17 protein-coding genes are annotated in these 17712 nt (G+C 75.6%); 7 read left to right on the forward strand and 10 right to left on the reverse strand.

Annotation, left to right across the window (positions count from 1 at the left end; translation table 11 throughout):
- Positions 1-11: 11 nt before the first annotated feature.
- Complete coding sequence (locus WCD41_RS11470; RefSeq protein WP_337713559.1) at positions 12-1022, reverse strand: aminotransferase class V-fold PLP-dependent enzyme; 1011 nt, start codon at positions 1020-1022, stop codon at positions 12-14.
- Between the two features lie 14 nt (positions 1023-1036).
- A complete protein-coding gene (locus tag WCD41_RS11475; protein WP_337713560.1) occupies positions 1037-3343 on the reverse strand; it encodes a heavy metal translocating P-type ATPase in 2307 nt (768 codons plus the stop codon).
- Between the two features lie 581 nt (positions 3344-3924).
- Between WCD41_RS11475 and WCD41_RS11480 the strand changes: the two genes are divergently transcribed.
- The gene (locus WCD41_RS11480; RefSeq protein ID WP_337713561.1) at positions 3925-5067 is read left to right on the forward strand and encodes a serine hydrolase; all 1143 of its coding nucleotides are present in this window, start codon (positions 3925-3927) and stop codon (positions 5065-5067) included.
- Positions 5068-5099: 32 nt separating this feature from the next.
- Positions 5100-5381 (forward strand): metal-sensitive transcriptional regulator, encoded by a 282-nt coding sequence (locus tag WCD41_RS11485; RefSeq protein WP_133829807.1) that lies wholly within the window; start codon positions 5100-5102, stop codon positions 5379-5381.
- Position 5382: 1 nt separating this feature from the next.
- Here the strand turns inward: WCD41_RS11485 and WCD41_RS11490 are convergent, their stop codons facing one another.
- The 3 genes from WCD41_RS11490 to WCD41_RS11500 form a co-directional block, all read right to left on the reverse strand.
- Complete coding sequence (locus WCD41_RS11490; protein WP_337713562.1) at positions 5383-5760, reverse strand: hypothetical protein; 378 nt, start codon at positions 5758-5760, stop codon at positions 5383-5385.
- A gap of 103 nt (positions 5761-5863) precedes the next feature.
- Positions 5864-7045, reverse strand: a complete 1182-nt coding sequence (locus tag WCD41_RS11495; RefSeq protein WP_337713563.1) for an acetyl-CoA hydrolase/transferase C-terminal domain-containing protein — start codon at positions 7043-7045, stop codon at positions 5864-5866.
- 25 nt (positions 7046-7070) lie between these two features.
- Positions 7071-8228, reverse strand: a complete 1158-nt coding sequence (locus WCD41_RS11500; RefSeq protein ID WP_337713564.1) for an acyl-CoA dehydrogenase family protein — start codon at positions 8226-8228, stop codon at positions 7071-7073.
- Between the two features lie 70 nt (positions 8229-8298).
- Between WCD41_RS11500 and WCD41_RS11505 the strand changes: the two genes are divergently transcribed.
- Positions 8299-8877 carry a carboxymuconolactone decarboxylase family protein gene (locus WCD41_RS11505; RefSeq protein ID WP_337713566.1) on the forward strand — a complete coding sequence of 193 codons (579 nt, stop codon included), beginning with the start codon at positions 8299-8301 and terminating at the stop codon, positions 8875-8877.
- Here the strand turns inward: WCD41_RS11505 and sigJ are convergent.
- The 3 genes from sigJ to WCD41_RS11520 are packed head-to-tail and all read right to left on the reverse strand — an operon-like array spanning position 8867 to position 11448.
- A complete protein-coding gene (gene sigJ / locus WCD41_RS11510) occupies positions 8867-9757 on the reverse strand; it encodes an RNA polymerase sigma factor SigJ (RefSeq protein ID WP_337713567.1) in 891 nt (296 codons plus the stop codon). The two genes, WCD41_RS11505 and sigJ, sit on opposite strands and share 11 nt — an antisense overlap.
- 13 nt (positions 9758-9770) lie before the next feature.
- Positions 9771-9959, reverse strand: coding sequence for a hypothetical protein (locus WCD41_RS11515; protein WP_337713568.1), 189 nt, complete (start codon positions 9957-9959; stop codon positions 9771-9773).
- 22 nt (positions 9960-9981) lie between these two features.
- Positions 9982-11448 (reverse strand): peptide MFS transporter, encoded by a 1467-nt coding sequence (locus tag WCD41_RS11520; protein WP_337713569.1) that lies wholly within the window; start codon positions 11446-11448, stop codon positions 9982-9984.
- Between the two features lie 160 nt (positions 11449-11608).
- On the opposite strand from WCD41_RS11520, the gene WCD41_RS11525 reads away from it, so the two are divergent.
- The 3 genes from WCD41_RS11525 (at position 11609) to WCD41_RS11535 (ending at position 15084) form a co-directional block, all read left to right on the forward strand.
- Positions 11609-13315 (forward strand): L-lactate permease, encoded by a 1707-nt coding sequence (locus WCD41_RS11525; protein ID WP_337713570.1) that lies wholly within the window; start codon positions 11609-11611, stop codon positions 13313-13315.
- A gap of 150 nt (positions 13316-13465) precedes the next feature.
- Positions 13466-14029, forward strand: a complete 564-nt coding sequence (locus tag WCD41_RS11530; protein ID WP_337713571.1) for a hypothetical protein — start codon at positions 13466-13468, stop codon at positions 14027-14029.
- On the forward strand, positions 14026-15084 hold the full coding sequence (locus tag WCD41_RS11535; RefSeq protein WP_337713572.1) for a protein kinase domain-containing protein: 1059 nt from the start codon (positions 14026-14028) through the stop codon (positions 15082-15084). The genes WCD41_RS11530 and WCD41_RS11535 overlap by 4 nt, the downstream gene beginning before the upstream one ends.
- Before the next feature lie 63 nt (positions 15085-15147).
- Here the strand turns inward: WCD41_RS11535 and WCD41_RS11540 are convergent, their stop codons facing one another.
- The gene (locus WCD41_RS11540; protein WP_337713573.1) at positions 15148-15990 is read right to left on the reverse strand and encodes a hypothetical protein; all 843 of its coding nucleotides are present in this window, start codon (positions 15988-15990) and stop codon (positions 15148-15150) included.
- On the reverse strand, positions 15987-16481 hold the full coding sequence (locus WCD41_RS11545) for a MarR family transcriptional regulator (RefSeq protein ID WP_337713574.1): 495 nt from the start codon (positions 16479-16481) through the stop codon (positions 15987-15989). Before WCD41_RS11545 ends, WCD41_RS11540 begins: the two co-directional genes overlap by 4 nt.
- 69 nt (positions 16482-16550) lie before the next feature.
- Between WCD41_RS11545 and WCD41_RS11550 the strand changes: the two genes are divergently transcribed.
- Positions 16551-17348: a TspO-related membrane protein gene (locus tag WCD41_RS11550; RefSeq protein WP_337713575.1), complete on the forward strand. Its 798-nt coding sequence runs from the start codon at positions 16551-16553 to the stop codon at positions 17346-17348.
- Positions 17349-17712: the final 364 nt, after the last annotated feature.

Raw genomic sequence — 17712 nt, forward strand, 5'->3', positions numbered from 1 at the left:
CGCGCGGACGGTCAGGCCAGCGCCTCGAGCACCGCGTCCGCGTCGGCCTCGGTGTTGTGCAGGTGGAAGCCCAGACGCGCGGCGCCGCCCCGCACCGCGCAGCGCACCCCGGCGACGCCGAGCCGGTCGGCCGCGCCGTGGTGGCGCACGGCGACGATCGCCGACTCGCCCGGCGGCAGGTCCAGGCCCCGGCGCACGCGGTTGGCCAGGCCGACGGCGTGGTCGCGCACCGTGGCGGCGTCGAGCGACGCGATCCACGGCAGGGCGACCGCGGCGCCGACCTGGGCGAGCCAGACGGGGGAGAGGTCGAAGCGCCGCGCGTCGGGGTGCAGGCGCAGCGGCAGCCCGTAGATCGCGTCCCACCCGCCCGCGTACCAGCCGGACTGCACCGGCGTGACACGCTCGGCCAGGCGCTCCGAGAGCGCCATCCACGCCGCGCCGCGGGGTGCGAGCAGCCACTTGTAGCAGCCGGCGACGACGACGTCGGCCCACGACAGGTCGGCGGGCAGCCAGCCCAGCGACTGCGTCGCGTCGAGGACGACGAGCGTGTCCGGCCCGACCTCGGCGCGGAGGGCCTCGAGGTCGACCAGCGCGCCGTCGGCCGAGGCGACGACGCTGACGGCGACGACGTCCGCGGCGCGGGTGCGCTCGGGCAGCTCGTCGAGGGGCACCTCCATCACCTCGTGCCCGGCGGCGGCGAAGGGGAAGGTGACGCTGGTGAACTCGCGGTCGGCGGTGAGCACCCGCGACCCGGCCGGGAGCGACGCCGCGACGAGCCCCAAGAGGCCCGACACCGTCGTGCCCAGGGCCACCGAGGACTCCGGGACCCCGGCGAGCTGCGCGAACGCCCCGCGCGCGGCGGCGACGGCGCCGTCGAACTGGGGCGCGCTGGTCTCCGCGCGACCCCAGGCCGTGACCGCCGCGGACACCGCGTCGACCACCGGTCGCGGCGGGACGCCGATGGAGGGGGTGTTGAGGTAGACGCCGTCGACGTCGAAGGTGGTGCCGAACGCGTGCCGCACGCCGCGAGACTAGATCAAGCCGACGGCCGGAACCGGCGCAGCCGCAGGCTGTTGCCCACCACGAAGACGCTCGAGAACGCCATCGCCGCGCCGGCGATCATGGGGTTGAGCAGGCCCAGCGCCGCCAGCGGCAGCGCGGCGACGTTGTAGGCGAAGGCCCAGAACAGGTTGCCGCCGATGGTGCGCAGCGTGCGGCGGGCCAGGCGCAGGGCGTCGGGGACGAGCCGCAGGTCGCCGCGCACGAGGGTCAGGTCGCCGGCCTCGATCGCCGCGTCGGACCCGGTGCCGATCGCGAGCCCGAGGTCGGCGCGGGCGAGGGCGGCGGCGTCGTTGACCCCGTCGCCGACCATGGCCACCACGGCGCCGGCGTCCTGCAGGCGGGCGACCTCGTCGGCCTTCTGCTCGGGCAGCACGCCCGCGACGACGGTGTCGATGCCGACCTCGTCGGCCACCGCGCGCGCGACCGTCTCGTGGTCGCCGGTGAGCAGGACCGTGCGCAGGCCCATCCGGTGGAGGGCGGCGACGGCCTCGGCGGACGTGGGACGCACCGTGTCGGCGACCGCGAGCACGCCCCGGGCGCGCGGGACCCCGTCCTCGTCCGCCCACGCCACACCGACCGGCGTCGACCCACCGCGCTCGACCTCGGCGACCGCGTCGGCGAGCGCACCCTCGACCGGCACGCCCCGCTCCTCGAGCAGGCGCCCGCGACCCACGACCACGGCGCGGTCGGCCACCGTCCCGGTCACCCCGAGGCCGTCGCGGCTCGCGACGTCGACCGCGGCGGGCAGGTCGCCGAGGCGCCCGCGGGCGGCGTCGGCGACGGCGCGGGCGACCGGGTGCGCCGAGGCGTCCTCGAGGGCCCCGGCCCGCAGCAGCAGCTCGTCGGCGTCGACCCCGGGCAGGGTGACGACGCCGGCCAGGCTCATCTCGCCGCTCGTCACGGTCCCGGTCTTGTCGAGGACGACGGTGTCGACGCGCCGGGTGGACTCGAGCACCTCGGGGCCGCGCAGCAGGATGCCCAGCTGCGCGCCCCGGCCGGTCCCGACCATGAGGGCCGTCGGCGTGGCCAGCCCGAGCGCGCAGGGGCAGGCGATGATGAGGACCGCGACGGCCGCGGTGAACGCCGCCGACGCCCCCGCGCCCACGAGCAGCCAGACGGCGAGCGTGCCGAGCGCGAGCGCGATGACGACGGGCACGAACACCGCCGAGACCCGGTCGGCCAGGCGCTGGGCGGCGGCCTTGCCGTTCTGCGCCTCGGCGACGCGACGGGCGATCCTGGCCAGCTTCGTCTCGGCGCCCACCGCGCCCGCCCGCACCACGAGACGCCCGCCGACGGCGATCGTCGCGCCGCTCACGGCGTCACCGGGCCCGACCTCGACCGGGACGGACTCACCGGTCATGGCGCTCGCGTCGACCGCGGCGTGGCCCTCGATGACGACGCCGTCGGTGGCCACCGTCTCGCCGGGACGGACGACGAACTCGTCGCCCACCGCGAGGCGCTCGACGGGCACGCGCTCCTCGCGCCCGTCGCGGCGCACCGCCACGTCCTTGGCGCCCAGGTCGAGCAGGGCGCGCAGGGCGTCGCCCGCCGACCGCTTGGCCCGCGCCTCGAACCAGCGACCGGCGAGCACGAACGTCGTGACCCCGGCGGCGACCTCGAGATAAAGAGCGCCCGGGCCACCGTCGGCGGTGAGCGAGAGCGGGTGGGTCATGCCGGTCATCCCGGCCTCGCCGAGGAAGAGGGCGTAGAACGACCACCCGAGCGCGGCGAGCGTGCCGAGCGAGACCAGGGTGTCCATGGTGGCCGCGCCGTGGCGCAGGTTGGTCCACGCGGCGCGGTGCACGTCCTGACCGCCCCACACCACGACCGGGGCCGCGAGGATCGCCGAGAGCCACTGCCAGTTCGCGAACTGCCAGGCCGGCACCATCGCGAGCACCACCACCGGGAGCGTCATCGCGACGCTGACGAGCAGCCGGGTGCGCAGGAGGTCGGCGTGGTCGGGGGACCGGGGCTCGTCGTCACGGGGCGTGCCGGGGGGAGCGGGCAGCGACGCCCCGTAGCCGAGGTGCTCGACGGTGGTGACGAGCCCGTCGACGTCGACGGCGTCCTCGTGTGTGACGGAGGCCGTGCCGGTCGCGTAGTTGACCTCGGCGGTGACGCCGTCCAGCTTGTTGAGACGCCGCTCGATGCGGGCGGCGCACGAGGCGCAGGTCATCCCGGTGATCGCCAGCTCGACACGGGCGGCGGCCGGCGACGCGGTGCTCCCGCGGCCGTCGGCTCCGGGCGAGCTCGTCGCGGCGGGCGCGGACGGTGCGCTCATCGGGCCTCCTCCCTCACGCCCTCGTTGGTACCCCTGGGGGGTATCGGTGTCAAACCGCCGCGGCGCGCCGGTCGGGGGGTCGTCGATCACGGCGAGCGAGGTGGTGTGATGGAACCGTGACCTCCCACCGGCCGCCAGCGCGGCCGGGGCCGGATGGAGCACCGGGATACTCCCGTCCGCCCGGCCCCAGCGGGCCTGCCGCCCCTCCGGCGCGCCATCGCGCGCCGGCGGAGACGTCGGGTCCGGCGACCGGTGTGGCCGTGCTCACGCCACCACCTCCGGCGGCGCCGCCCGTGCGGCGGGTGCCCGCGCCGACCACCCACGCCGGTCACGTCGCCCCGCCCCGCCGGAGGCCGGGCGCCGACGGCGGGCCTGCCTCGTTCCCCCCGGGGCCACCGCCCGTGCCGTCCACGCCGCCGCCGCGGGTACCCGCTGCGCCGCCCGCCGAGCGTCCGGCGCCGCGCGGTGGCGGTCGCCACGCCGGGGGAGGCGCGGCGCCGGCGCCGACCGCGGGATCCTCGGGGCGTCCCCCGGGCCACCACGGCCGTCACGGACGCCCGGCCACCGGGGCGGTGTCTCCCGTGCCCGCCGCGGACACCGGCAGCCAGGCACGCCACGGGGCGCCCGCCCCGCGCCGCACCGACCCCGGGTCGGAGGGGCGGCGTCGCACCCCCACGGCACCGGGGCTCCCGGCGGCCGTGACCGCCGTTCCCCCGGGACCGTCGCGGGCCGAGCGCCGGGCCACGGGCAGCCGCGGCGGCGTCACCAGCAGCGTCCGGACCCCGGCGCCCGCCCGTCGCCGGGGCCGCGGGCTGCCGCTCGGGCTCGGCGCGGCCGTGGTCGGTGCCCTCGTCGCGGGCACGATGGTGACCGTCGAGACGGTGTCGACGGGCTCGTCGGACCCCCTCGCCTCCACCGACCGGCTCCTGGCCGAGCTCCCGGGCGGCGCCGAGCCGGTCGAGTCGGTCGGGCCCCCGTCCGCGCCGGACGCACCGCGGGTCGACCTCGCGGGCGCCGTGACCTCGGCCGAGGAGGCCGCGGGCGCGAGCAACGACGCGACGGTCGGCGTCGCGGCCATCGACCTGGCGACCGGCGAGCTCGCCCCGGGCTCGGGCGGCGAGGAGCGCTTCGACACGGCGTCGCTCGCCAAGCTCTTCGTCGTCGTCGACATGCTCCACCGCCAGCGCGACGGCGAGATGACCCTGACCCCCCGTGACCTGCGCCTGGTCCACGCCGCCCTCACGGTCAGCAGCGACCCGGCCATGAACGCGCTGTGGACCCAGTACGACGGGCCCGGGGCGATCACGCGGGTAGCCCAGGAGCTCGACCTGGAGGACACCAGCACCCCGGACGACTCGTCGCAGTGGGGCGAGGTGCAGACCTCGGCGCGCGACATGGTCAAGCTCCTGCGCCACATCCAGGTCGACCTGCCCCAGCCCGACCGCGACCTGATGCTCGGCGCCATGGGCCAGGCGCCGCGGACGGCGGGGGACGGGTTCGACCAGGGCTACGGCTTCCTCGACGGGGCCACCCCGGTGAAGCAGGGCTGGATGTGCTGCATCGGCTCGCGGGCCGAGGTGCACTCCGTCGGGATCGTCGACGGGCGCTACATGGTCGCCGTCATGTCCAGCCAGCCCCCGGGGTACGACCAGGCGCGTCGGACCGTCGACGCCGCCGCCGGCGCGGTCCGCGATCGCCTCCGGCCGCTGTCGTCGGCCGGGTAGCCTCGAGCCCGCACCCCGGCGCGAGGAGGGTCATGCACGGCTACGCGGACAGCAAGGACGACCATCTGCGGCGTCTGCGCCGGATCGAGGGTCAGGTCCGCGGCATCGCGCGGATGATCGAGGACGACAAGTACTGCATCGACGTGCTCACCCAGGTCTCGGCGGCGACGCGGGCGCTGCAGAACGTGGCGCTGGGTCTGCTCGAGGAGCACATGGGCGGCTGCGTCGTCGACGCCGCCAAGGCGGGCGACGAGGAAGCGGCCGAGAAGGTCCAGGAGGCCTCCGCGGCCATCGCCCGCCTCGTGCGCTCGTGACCTAGACGCCCGCGCCCGCCACCGGCCGGCCCTCGACCCGGGCGCGCAGCTCGGCGGCGAGGGACTCGACGCCGCCGAAGCGACGGTCGACGACGAGCTGGGAGAGCACGGCGAGCAGCACCGACGGCCACTCGACCAGCCCGAGGACGCCCGCGCCGAGGTAGAGGCCGTAGAGCACGAGGCTGCCCGGTTCGGGGGTGTGCGCCCGCACCCACGCCCGCACGGCCTCCTCGTCGCCGGCGTCGAGCGCGGCCAGGAGGTCCGGTGCGTCGCCCGGCTCGGGTGCGGTCTCGGAGGGCAGCGGCGGCGTGCGCGTCACCGAGGTGTCGGGCACGGCCGCGAGGTGGGCGCGGGCGGGCGACGTGGAGCCATCGGCCATGGGGGTGTCCTCCGAGGGGCGGCGGGGTGAACGTGGGCTGTCGGGCAGGCGTACCCACCCTAGGCCGACGATGCCCGCGTTCCGGGAGATCCGGACGACCACGTCACGGCGGGAACAGCGGGTCGAGCGCGCGCCGGCGCTCGTCCCGGTCGAGCCCGCGCAGGTCGGCGTGACCGTGCTCGGTGACGACGACGTCGACGTCGTGGGACGCCGTGGTGACCGGCCGGGAGAGCCGCTCCACGCGCGTCGAGCGGCCGCGGTGGTGGGACGCGAGCGCCACCACCGACAGGCTGCGGGCGGCGCGCGCGGCGGCGCCGGCGTAGTCGGGGTGGCCGCCGATGCCGCCGACCAGGGCGTTCGCGGTGCCCTCGACGTTGACCTGGCCGTCGCGGTCGATCTCCACGGCCGTGTTCACCGCGACCAGCGGGGGGTCGCCCGCGAGGCGCCCGGGGTCGTGGGTGTGCTCGATGCGGTGCACGACGGGCCGCCCGGCGCGCCCGCGCGCGTCCGCCCAGGCGTAGAGGTCGGGCGTCCCGACGAGGTAGGTCGCCACCGGGTCGCCGAGCAGCAGGCCGGCCTGCTCGAGGGCGACGACCCCGTCACCGAGCAGCCCGGAGTCCGCGTGCACGCGGATCCCGGCCTCGCGCACCCCGTCCACCACCGCCGCGCCGAGCGCTCCGGGCGCCCACTGCAGGCGCACGCCGTCGGTGAGCAGGCCCGCGACGTGGCCCCCGATCGCCCGGTGCTCGGGGCTCGGGTCCGCCGAGCCGACCACGTGCGGGCCCTCGGCGACCTCGCCGAGGACGAACACCTGCTCGTCGGGCAGCGGGGGACCGGCGGCGGCGCGGGGGAGGGCGGGGTCGAGGACGACGGCGAGCGGGACGCCGAGGTCGATCACCGCCCGCACCCACGAGACCTCGGCGCCGAGCACCGGGCCGACCGGGCCGGGCGCGGCGGCGAGCACGAGCAGGTCGGGCCGCAAGGGCCCTGTGACGAGGGCCGGCACGGCGGACAGGCGCGCCGGCACCGGCCGGACGTGCCCGGCGTCGGCGGCGCGGCGCAGGCCCCAGCCGGGCATCACCGTGCGGGCGTCGGCGAAGGCGTCGAGGTCGAGGCCGTCGGCGGGGCCGGGGAGCCAGCCGGTGAACAGGCGCAGGTCGCCGCGCTCGCGGGCGAGGTCGGAGAGCAGCGGGTACGCGGCGCGCGGGCTGCCGGTGCCGTCGGCCACCGCGATCCGCGCGCCGGGCCGGACCAGTGCCGCGAGGACGCGGCCGTCGAGCGCCATGATCGTCAGTCAAGCAGCCCGACGCTCAGCCGCGTGCCGCCGCCCCCAGCACCCCGCGGGCGATGATCACCTGCTGGATCTGGCTGGTGCCCTCGTAGATCCGGAACAGGCGCGCGTCGCGGTAGAAGCGCTCGACGGGCACGCCGCGCATGTAGCCCGAGCCGCCGTGGATCTGTACGGCGCGGTCGGCGATGCGCCCCACGGCCTCGGAGCAGAAGTACTTCGCCGTCGACGGCCCGAGGGTGGTGTCCGAGCCGTCGTCGTAGGCCTTCGCCGCCTCGCGGACGAGCGCCCGCCCGGCGTGCCAGTCGGTCACCGAGTCCGCCACGAGGCCCTGGACCAGCTGGTAGGCGGCGATCTTGTGCCCGCCCTGCTCGCGCTCGGCGGCGAACTCCGTCATCTCGTGCACCAGCCGGGCCGCCATGCCCATGCACAGCGCGGCGATGTGCAGGCGCCCGTGGGCGAGGCAGCGCATGGCGGTGACGAACCCGCGGTGCAGGCCCTCCTCGCCCCCGACGAGGTGGGAGGCCGGCACCCGGACGTCGTCGAGGTAGACCTCGCAGGTCCACGAGCCGCGCTGGCCCATCTTCGCGTCGTGCTCGGAGAACGAGACCCCGGCGGCGTCGGTGGGCACGAGGAACGTCGAGATCCCCTTGGCGGGCGGGGCGTCCGGATCGGTGCGCGCGAACACCATGAGCACGTCGGCGAGCGGGGCGTTGGTGATCCAGCGCTTGGCACCGGTGATCACGAACTCCTCGCCGTCCCGCACGGCGCGCGTCGTCAACGACGACGGGTCGGAGCCGGCGTCCGGCTCGGTCAGCGCGAAGGAGGCGACGACCTCGCCGGTCGCGAGCCGCGGCAGCCACTCCTGCTGCTGCTCGGCCGTCCCGCCGGTGAGCAGCACCTGGCCCGCGATGCCGTTGTTGGTGCCGAACAGCGAGCGCAGCGACGGCGTGGTCCAGCCGAGCACCATGGCGAGCTCGACCTCCTCGGCCATCGAGAGCCCGATGCCGCCGAACTCCTCGGGGATCGCGAAGCCGTAGAGGCCCATCGCCTTGCACTGCGCGCGCAGCTTCTCCGGCACCTCGTCGGCCGCCTCGATCTCGTCCTCGCGCGGCACCACCTCCTCGCGCACGAACTCGCGGACCGAGGACAGGACGTCGGCGAAGTCGGAGGCCTCCATGACCGACACGTTGTCACGTTCCGACGGGCTGCGCCGTCCCTCCCTCACCAGCAGCCCCGGAGGAGAACCGATGCCCCGCATCCCCCTCGTCGGTGACCGTGACGCCGGCGTGCTCGGCCGTCTCGCCTACGCGTTCGCCCGCCGCCGCTTCGGCGAGGTCCCCGAGCCCTTCGCCGCCCTGCGCCACCACCCGCGCCTGTTCTGGGCCGCCGCGGTCAGCGAGTCCCTCCTCGAGCGGTCGGCGACGGTCCTGCCGGCGCGGCTGCGCGACCTGGCCGTGTACCGGACGGCCACCCGCGTCGGCTGCTCCTGGTGCGTCGACTTCGGCGAGATGCTCTGGCTCCACGAGGGCCTCGACCTCGACCACCTGCGCCGCGCCACCGCCGACGGCGCGCCCGACGACCCGGCGTTCGACGACGACGAGCGCGCGGTCCTCGCCTACGCCGACGCCATGACCGCCCAGCCGATCGCGGTGACCGACGCCCAGGTCGCCGACCTCGACGCCCGTCTCGGGCACGCGGGGCTCGTCGAGCTCACCCAGCACGTGGCCGTCGAGAACCAGCGCGCCCGCGCCAACGCCGCGCTCGGGCTGCACGCCCAGGGGTTCGCGGACGCGTGCGAGGTGCCGGCGCGGGACGTCAGGCCCTGAGCTTCTCCGGCGTCATCACGACGTCCACCGCGACGGCCCGACCGTCGGCGACGGTGAGCACCCCGACCATCGGGGGTGACGACGGGAAGATCATCCCGACCTCGCCGTTGACGGTCACCGGCCGCACGTCGGCGAGGAGCTCGGGCCCAGCCTCCTCGAGGAGCGCGACGAGCAGGCGCGCGATCTTCTCGTGGCCGCGGACCACCCGGCGCGCGGCCTTGACGACGCCGCCGCCGTCGGTGCGCAGGGCGGCGTCGGGGTGCAGGACGGCCACCAGGGCCGCCACGTCCGCGGCGGCCAGCGCGGCGAGGAAGGCGTCGAGCACCCGCCGCTGCTCGGGGGCGCCGACGGGCACCGGCAGCTCGCCCGCCCCCGCCGCCTCGCGCACCCGGCGCCGCCCGCGGTGGGCGAGCTGGCGCGCCGCGGGGGCCGTGGTGCCGAGCACGACGCCCACCTCGTCGAACCCCAGCCCGACGGAGTCGTGCAGCACGAGCGCGACCCGCTGGTCCGGGGTGAGGTGCTCGAGCACCAGCATCGTCGCCATCCGCACGTCCGCCGCCGCGACGACCGCGTCGAGGACGTCGTCGGGACCCGTCGTGAGCAGCGGCTCGGGCAGCCACGGGCCGACGTAGCTCTCGCGGCGGGCCGGGGCCGAGCGCACGCGGTCCAGGCACAGGCGCGCCACGGCCGTCGAGAGCCAGGCCCGGACGTCACGGACGGCCGCGCGCCCCTCGGGCCCGAGCCGGTCCCACCGCACCCACGCGTCCTGGACGGCGTCCTCGGCGTCGGCGCGCGAGCCGAGCAGCCGGTACCCGACGGCGAGCAGGTGCGGCCGGTGCTCCTCGATCGCCGAGGCGTCCGCGGCCGTGTCCTCGCTCATCCGGGGCCCTCGCTCATCCGGGCGCGCCGCCGGCCCCGTACTCGATCTCCCGGCGGCGTCGCTGCTCCTCGGCGAGGGCATCGTTCCCGAGGGTGGGGCTGGGTCCCGAGGGCTGTTCGGCGACCCACTCCTCGGGCGGGATGCGGTCGTCGATCGGCATCCGCACGTTGCCGCGGGGTGTCTCGCGCTCCTGGTCCGCCATCGTCCGACCCTAACGGTGGGATCTACCGCACGCCCCGCATCGCGCGGCGGATCCACGGGCTCAGGGCGAACAGCGCGAGGCCCAGGACGATCGCCGCGCCGCCGATGATGCCGAAGTAGGCCCCTTCGGTCTCGGCGGAGTAGAAGCCGGCGAGCGTGCCCGAGAGCGCCGAGCCCAGCGAGACCGACAGGTAGAACAGCGCCACCGTGAGGTTGCGGAACGCAGCCGGTCCGACGCGGGTCGAGAGCGAGAGCCCGACCGGCGAGAGGTTGAGCTCGGCGAGGGTGAACACCAGCAGGATGCCCACGATCGCGAGCACCGGCGTGGTGTTCTCGCCGCCGCCGGCCCACGGCAGGAACAGCAGGAAGGCGACGCCCATGATGCCGGCGCCGAGGGCGAACTTGACCGCGGTCGACGGGGCCCGGTCGCCGAGCTTGGTCCAGAGCAGCGCGAACAGCGGGGCGAGCACGATGACCCAGAACGGCTGGACCGAGTTCACCCAGGCGATCGGCATCTCCCAGCCGAACAGGTTGCGGTCCAGGCGTGTGTCGGAATAGAGCGTCACGACGGTGAACTGCTGCTGGAACAGCGACCAGAACACCACGCTGCCCAGCCACATCGGGATGAACGCGCGCACGCGGCTGCGCTCGTCGCCGTCCACCTTCGGGCTGCTCAGCAGGATCGCGAAGATCGCGATCGCGATGACGGCGACGACGACCGCGACGCTGGTCGAGAGCGTCGCGGCCGAGAGGATGCCGGTGGCGAAGCCGGCCGCGACGACCACGACGACGGCGACCGCGACGAGGGCCGGGCGCACCCAGGCGCCGGCCGGCAGCGGGTTGGGCACCACCGCGGCGCTCCCGGGGAGGCCGCGCCGGCCGAGGGTGTAGATCGTCAGGCCGATCGCCATCCCGATCGCGGCGAGCCCGAAGGCCCAGTGGAAGCCGGCGAGCTCCTGGGTCAGGCCGGTGAGCAGCGGTCCGACGAGCGCGCCGATGTTGACGCCCATGTAGAAGATCGAGAAGCCGGCGTCGGCGCGCGGGTCGTTGCGGTCGTAGAGCGAGCCGACGACGGTCGTCGCCGCCGTCTTCACCCCGCCGCTGCCGAGCGCGACCAGCACGAGCCCGACCGCGACCCCGGTGACCCCGGGCAGGACCGCGAGGGCGAGGTGACCCGCCATCACCCCGACCGCGGAGAAGAAGAGCGTCCGCTCCGCGCCGAGCAGGCGGTCGGCCACCCACGCGCCGACCACCGCCGCGAGGTAGACCAGGCCGCCGTAGGCGCCGATGACGCTCGTCGCGGACTCCTCGGGGAACCCGAGCCCGCCCTCGGCCGCGGCGTAGTACAGGTAGTACGCCATGACGGCCTGCATCCCGTAGAACGAGAAGCGTTCCCACAGCTCGACCGAGAACACGGTGCCCAGGGCCAGGGGGTGGCCGAAGAAGCGGCGGTCGGTGGAGCCGGTCGTCTCCGTCGGGGTCGTCGTCACGGCGTGCAGCGTGCTCCGTGCGGAGCGCGACCGCCAGGGAACTCACCAAGACTTGACGTTTCCGTTCCCCGAAAGCCTGTCACCGGTTCGTGTCGACACCGCGCGACGGAACGGGCACCCTGCGCCACCAACGCACTGCTGCGTCTCGGAGGTGGGCACCGTGTACGTGCAGGACGACACCCCGCTCGGAGGGTCGCTGGCGCTGAGCTCGCTCGTCGCCGTGCTCCCGCTGCTCACCCTGTTCGTGCTGCTCGGGGGCCTCCGGGTCCGGGCCTGGCTGGCGTCGCTGATCGGGCTCGCGGTCGCGCTGCTCGTGGCCGTGCTCGCCTACGGGATGCCGGTCGGCCAGGCCGTGCTGGCCGGCACCGAGGGCGCGGTGTTCGGGTTCTTCCCGATCCTCTGGATCGTCATCAACGCGCTGTGGATCTACCAGATGACGGTCGTGACCGGGCACTTCGACGTCCTGCGCCGCTCGTTCGGCTCGGTGTCGGACGACCAGCGCGTGCAGGCCGTGATCATCGCCTTCGCGTTCGGCGCGCTGCTCGAGGCGCTGGCGGGCTTCGGCACCCCGGTCGCCATCTGCACCGTCATGCTCATCGCCCTGCGCTTCAGCCCGATCAAGGCCGCCGTGGTGGCCCTGGTCGCCAACACCGCGCCCGTCGCGTTCGGGGCGATCGCGGTGCCGATCACCACGCTCGCGCAGGTGACCGGCCTGCCCGAGGACGCCCTCGGCGCCATGGTCGGTCGCCAGACCCCGATCCTCGCCGTCTTCGTGCCGTTCGTGCTGGTCGGGCTCGTCGACGGGTGGAGGGGCATCCGGGAGACGTGGCCCGTGGCGCTGGTCTCGGGCGTGGTGTTCGGGGTCGCCCAGTTCGCGACGTCCAACTACCTCTCGCTCCCGCTGACCGACATCGTGGCGGCGCTGCTCTCGGCGGGCGCGGTCGTGCTGCTGGTGCGCGTCCGCCCGCCGCGGCGGGCCGAGATCGGCGTCGGCGCGTCGTCGTCCTCGGACACCCGTGAGCCGGTCACGGTGGCCTCCGGCGGCGGGGGCACGACCGGGGACGAGCCGGGGACGCCGCGGGCCCCGGAGGGCGCCGACCACGACGACCACAGCCGCGACACCCGCCGCGACGTCGTCCTCGCCTACATGCCCTACCTGATCATCATCGCGCTGTTCTCGATCCAGCAGATCCCGGCGGTGGACGACGCGCTCGGGGCGACGACGACGAAGTTCGGCTGGCCCGGGCTGAACGTCCTCACCGAGGCCGGGAAGCCGGTGTCCACCCAGACCTTCACCCTGAACTGGCTCGAGGCCGCCGGGACGATCCTGCTCATCGCCGGCGTGCTCACCGCGCTCGTGCTGCGCCTGCGGCCCGGGGCGGCGGTCGCCGCCTACGGGCGGACGCTGACCCAGCTGCGCACGGCGATCGTCACCGTCATGGCCGTGCTCGCCCTGGCCTACGTCATGAACACCTCGGGCCAGACGCTCACGCTCGGCGGGCTGCTCGCGGGCACGGGCGGGTTCTTCGCCGTGCTCTCGCCGGTGCTCGGCTGGCTGGGCACCGCGGTCACCGGCTCCGACACGTCGGCGAACTCGCTGTTCGGCTCGCTGCAGGTCACGGCCGCGCGCGGCGCCGGGCTCGACCCGATCCTGCTCGCGGCGTCGAACAGTTCGGGCGGCGTGCTCGGCAAGATGATCTCACCGCAGAACCTCGCCATCGCGGCGTCGGCGGTCGGCATGAGCGGGCGGGAGGGCGAGATCCTGCGCCGCGTGCTGCTGTGGAGCCTGGTGTTCCTCGCCGGGATGTGCGTGCTGGTGCTGCTCCAGTCGACGCCCGTGCTGGGCTGGATGGTCGTGCCCGGCTGAGCGTGCGTGCGATCGGGTAGGTCCGTTCGACCGCACTTGCGAGGCCCGGTCATCGGGAGGGGCCGCTCACGGGTACGAGGTGGTGTGATCGTGGCCGTGTGATCGTGTCGGGGGCGGTCACCCGCCAGCAGCACGCGCACGGAGGGGTGCATGGATCCGGTCCTGATCGTCGTCGTGGTGGCCGCCGTGGTGCTCGTCGTCGGGGTGGTCCTCGTCGTCGTGGCCCGCAGCCGGTCGCGGTCACGACGGGCGGCGCTGCGCAGCCAGTTCGGCGACGAGTACGACCGCGTGGTCGGCGAGTACGGCACGCGCGACGGTGAGAAGGAGCTGCGGGCGCGGCTCAAGCGGCGCCGCGAGCTCGAGGTCCGGGAGCTGGACGGCGGCGAGCGCGACCGGTTCGGCCAGGCGTGGGAGTCGGCGCAGTCGAGCTTCGTCGAGAACCCCTCGACGGGCCTGCGGGACGCGGACCTGCTGGTCCAGCAGGTGATGCGGGAGCGCGGCTACCCCGTCGAGCGCTTCGAGGAGCGCGCGAAGATGATCTCCGTGGACCATCCCGACCTCGTCGAGCGCTACCGGTCGGCCCACCGGACGTCCACCGACGTCGAGGAGGGCACCGCGGGCACCGAGGACATGCGCCAGGCGATGGTCGACCAGCGCTACCTGTTCGACGCCCTGCTCGGCGGCGGCGACGCGGCCCGGACGCGGCGGATGTGAGCGCTCCGGAGAGTCCGCCGCGGGTGCTCGCCGAGCGCTACGAGCTGCAGGGGCTCATCGGGCGCGGCGGCATGGCCGAGGTGCACCGGGCGCTGGACCGCGAGCTCGGCCGCACGGTCGCGGTGAAGATCCTGCCCTCGGAGTACCGCGGGGACGCCGAGTACGGCGGGCGGCTGCGCGACGAGGCGCGGGCGGCCGCCGTCATCGACCACCCGCACGTCGTCGCCGTCCACGACGTCGGGTTCGCCGACGGCGACGAGGTGTTCGTCGTCATGGAGCACGTCGAGGGACGCACGCTGCGCGACGAGCTCCGCGACCGCGGCCGGCTCGCGCCGGACGAGGCCGCGTCGGTGCTCGTCGCGGTGTGCGAGGCCCTCGCCGCCGCGCACGATCGCGGCGTGATCCACCGCGACGTGAACCCGGGCAACGTCATGCGCTGCGTCGACGGGACGGTGAAGCTGATGGACTTCGGCATCGCCCGCGTCGCCGACGTCGAAGGGTTCACGGGCACCGGCGTGGTCATGGGCACCGCGGCCTACCTCTCGCCGGAACAGGTCCGCTGCGACCCCGTCGACGGACGCTCCGACGTCTACGCGGTGGGCTGCACGCTCTACGAGCTGCTCACCGGGCAGGTCCCGTTCCGCGGACCCAGCTCGATCGAGGTCGCCTCCCAGCGCCTGCGCGAGCCCCCGGTGCCGCCGCGGGAGATCCTCCCCGAGCTCTCGCCGGACCTGGACGCCGTCGTGCTGCGCGCCCTCGCCCTCGAGCCGGCGATGCGCCACCACGACGCCCGCGAGCTCGCCGACGACCTGCGCCGCTTCGCCGCCCCGGACACGACCCTGCGCACCGAGGTGATCACCCGTCCCGCCGAGCCGTCGGGACGCGGACCGGCGCGCCGGGGCCCGTCGGGCACACGCCCCCAGGACGTCCCCGACGAGGGCCCCGACCCCGGCGAGACCGAGCCGTGGTCGGCGGTCCGCCGTCTGGGCGTGGCCCTGATCGTCCTCGCCGTCCTCGCGCTCCTCGCCGCCGGTGCCTACCTCCTCCTGGCGTAGTGCTCGTGTCAGCGGTGGGCCACCGCAGACACTGGGCGTCCGTAACGCCACACGCTCGACGGCTCAGGGTTGGCCCAGGCGGCGTAGCGCGAGCTGCCCGTCCGCGGGCCCGCCCGACTCCCATGCCCCGCTCGCCACCGTCCACGTCCGCCCGTCGAACGTGACGCTCTCGAGCGCGAGGCGCTCGGCGTGCGCGACGAGCCACGTCGCGAGCGCCCAGCCGTCCTCGGGGTCCTGGGCGCCCGAGAGCCGCCGGGTGCCCAGCTCCGCGGCGGCGAGCTCGGCGACGGCGGCCGTCGAGGGGTCGGCCGCCGGGGTCGCGGGCAGGTCGGTGCACGTCCACGCGCCCGGCGCCTGCCCCAGCAGCGCGACGGCCATGAGGCGCGCCTCCGGCTCGTGGTCGGCGTAGGCCTCGGGGAAGCCGCTGCGCTGCACGGTCTGTGCCGCCACGGTGACGTCCATCGTCGCCCAGCCGGGCACCTGCAGCAGCGCCTCGTAGAACGCGGTCGACGCGTAGACCGGGTCGAGGATCTCGTCCTCGCTGCCCCAGCCCTGGCTCGGGCGCTGCTGGAACAGGCCGAGCGAGTCCCGGTCGCCGCCGCGCAGGTTCGCGAGGCCCGACTCCTGGATGGCGGTGGCGATCGCGACGGTGACCGCGCGGTCCGGCACGCCGAGCCGACGGCCCACGCCGGCGATCGTGGCCGCGCTGTCGGCCTGCTCGGGCGAGAGGGTCCACGTCGCCGGCAGGCCGGGCGAGTCGGGCGGCGCGGTGATCGTGCAGCGAGGGCGGGCGGCCACCTCGCTGCTGGCGAGCACCACGATGAGCGTGATCACCAGGGCGAGGACCGCGAGGACCGCCGCCACGACCACGGCGGCGCCGGCGCGCGCGCCGATCGGGGAGCTCATCCCTGTGCTGTCCCCGTCCTCGGGCCGTCCGTCATCTCGGCGCGGTGCTCGGCGACCGACGCGACGACGTCGGTGAGGAAACGGTGGACGACGGCCAGTTCGGCGGGCGTGTAGCCGGCGAGGGCGCGGTCGAGCCGCGCGGCGAGCGGGCCGAACCAGGCGCGGCCGACGTCGGCACCCGTCGGGTCGTGGTGCAGCGTCACGCGCCGGCGGTCGACGTCGTCGCGCACGCGGTGGAGGTGTCCGTGCCGCTCGAGCCGGTCGACCGCGGCGGTCGTGGCGCCCGACGAGAGCCCGACCTCCTCGCCGAGCCGCCCGGCGGTCAGGGGGTCGCCGGCGCGCTCGGCCCGCAGCACGGCGAGCAGCGCGGCCGCGTCGGTGCGGTGCAGGCCCTGCTCCGCGGCGAACGCCTGGCCGAGTCGCCCGGCCTCGTCGGCGTAATCCTGCAGCAGCTCCACGAGGTGCTCCCGCGCGCTGCCCGTGTCGCCCACGATCTGCATGGTAGCGACGTGTCCGGTAATCTCTACGATCGAGAGATTCCACGATGGAGGGATGAGCCCGTGACTTCCGTGATCACCCGCGCGACCGTCGGCGACCGGGTGCGGGCCGGTGCGCTGCTGCTCGGGGCCGTGCTCCAGGTCGTCGCCGGCGGGCTGGGCGGCTCGGGGGCGTTCGGGCTCTCGGTCGGGGTCGTGGCGCGCGAGAACACCACGGTCGTCATGCCCGTCCCCGCGGCCTTCTCGATCTGGGGGCTCGTCTACGCCGGGCTGCTGGTGCTCGCCGTGCGCCAGGTGCTGCCGGGCCAGCCGCAGCGCGCCGTGCACCGGGCCACCGGGTGGTGGCTCGTCGCCTCGGCCGTCTTCAACGCCGGGTGGATCCTCGCGTTCTCGGCGCAGGCGGTCGTCCTGGCGCAGGTGATCATCGTTTCGCTGCTCGTCGTGCTGGCGGTCTCGCTCGCGCGTCTGACCGCCCTCCCGGCGGAGGGGGCCGGCGACCGGTTGATGCTCCACGGCCCGGTCGCCCTCTACGCGGGGTGGGTCAGCGTCGCGACGGTGGTGGGCGCGGCCACCACCGGCACGTTCCTCGGCGCGCCGGGCGACGGCGGCGTCGCGACGGTCCTCGGCGCCCTCGTCCTCCTCGTCACCGGGGCGATCGCCTCCGGCGTCGTGGCCCGCACCGCCGGCGCCGTGCCGTACGCCGCGTCCGTCGTCTGGGCGCTCGGGGCGATCGTCGTCATGGGCCCGCCGCTCGCGGTGACCGTCGCGGCGCTCGTGGCCATGCTCGCCGTGGTGGGCGTCGCCGCCCGGCGCGTTCTGTCGGCCCCGCCCGGCCGCCGCGTCGCCGCCGCCTTCGGCTGACGGGGGTGCGTCAGCGTGGGGCTTGGACGCTGACGCTCAACGCGCGGAGAGCCCCCACGATCTTGCGCGGCGTCCGCGAGGAATGCGGCTTTCCTGGCGTGTGACGCCAGGATCGCCACACGCTCGCTGTGCGACACGCCGGCGCCCTGGCCGCGGCGATCACGACCGCGATGTGCACCCGCAGTGGCGCGCCGAGGTGCACCACGCGCTCCTGATCACCGGCCGCTCGCTGCGTCCGCCGACCTCGCCCGTGATCAACGCGGACTTCGCGCGCCTAGAAGCAGCGAACAGCACGTTCGCTGCCACCGACGCGAGCCACACCGACGCGAGCCACACCGACGCGAGCCACCCCGAGGCGAGCCGA

Source organism: Actinomycetospora aeridis, assembly GCF_037400275.1.
GTDB lineage: Bacteria > Actinomycetota > Actinomycetes > Mycobacteriales > Pseudonocardiaceae > Actinomycetospora > Actinomycetospora aeridis.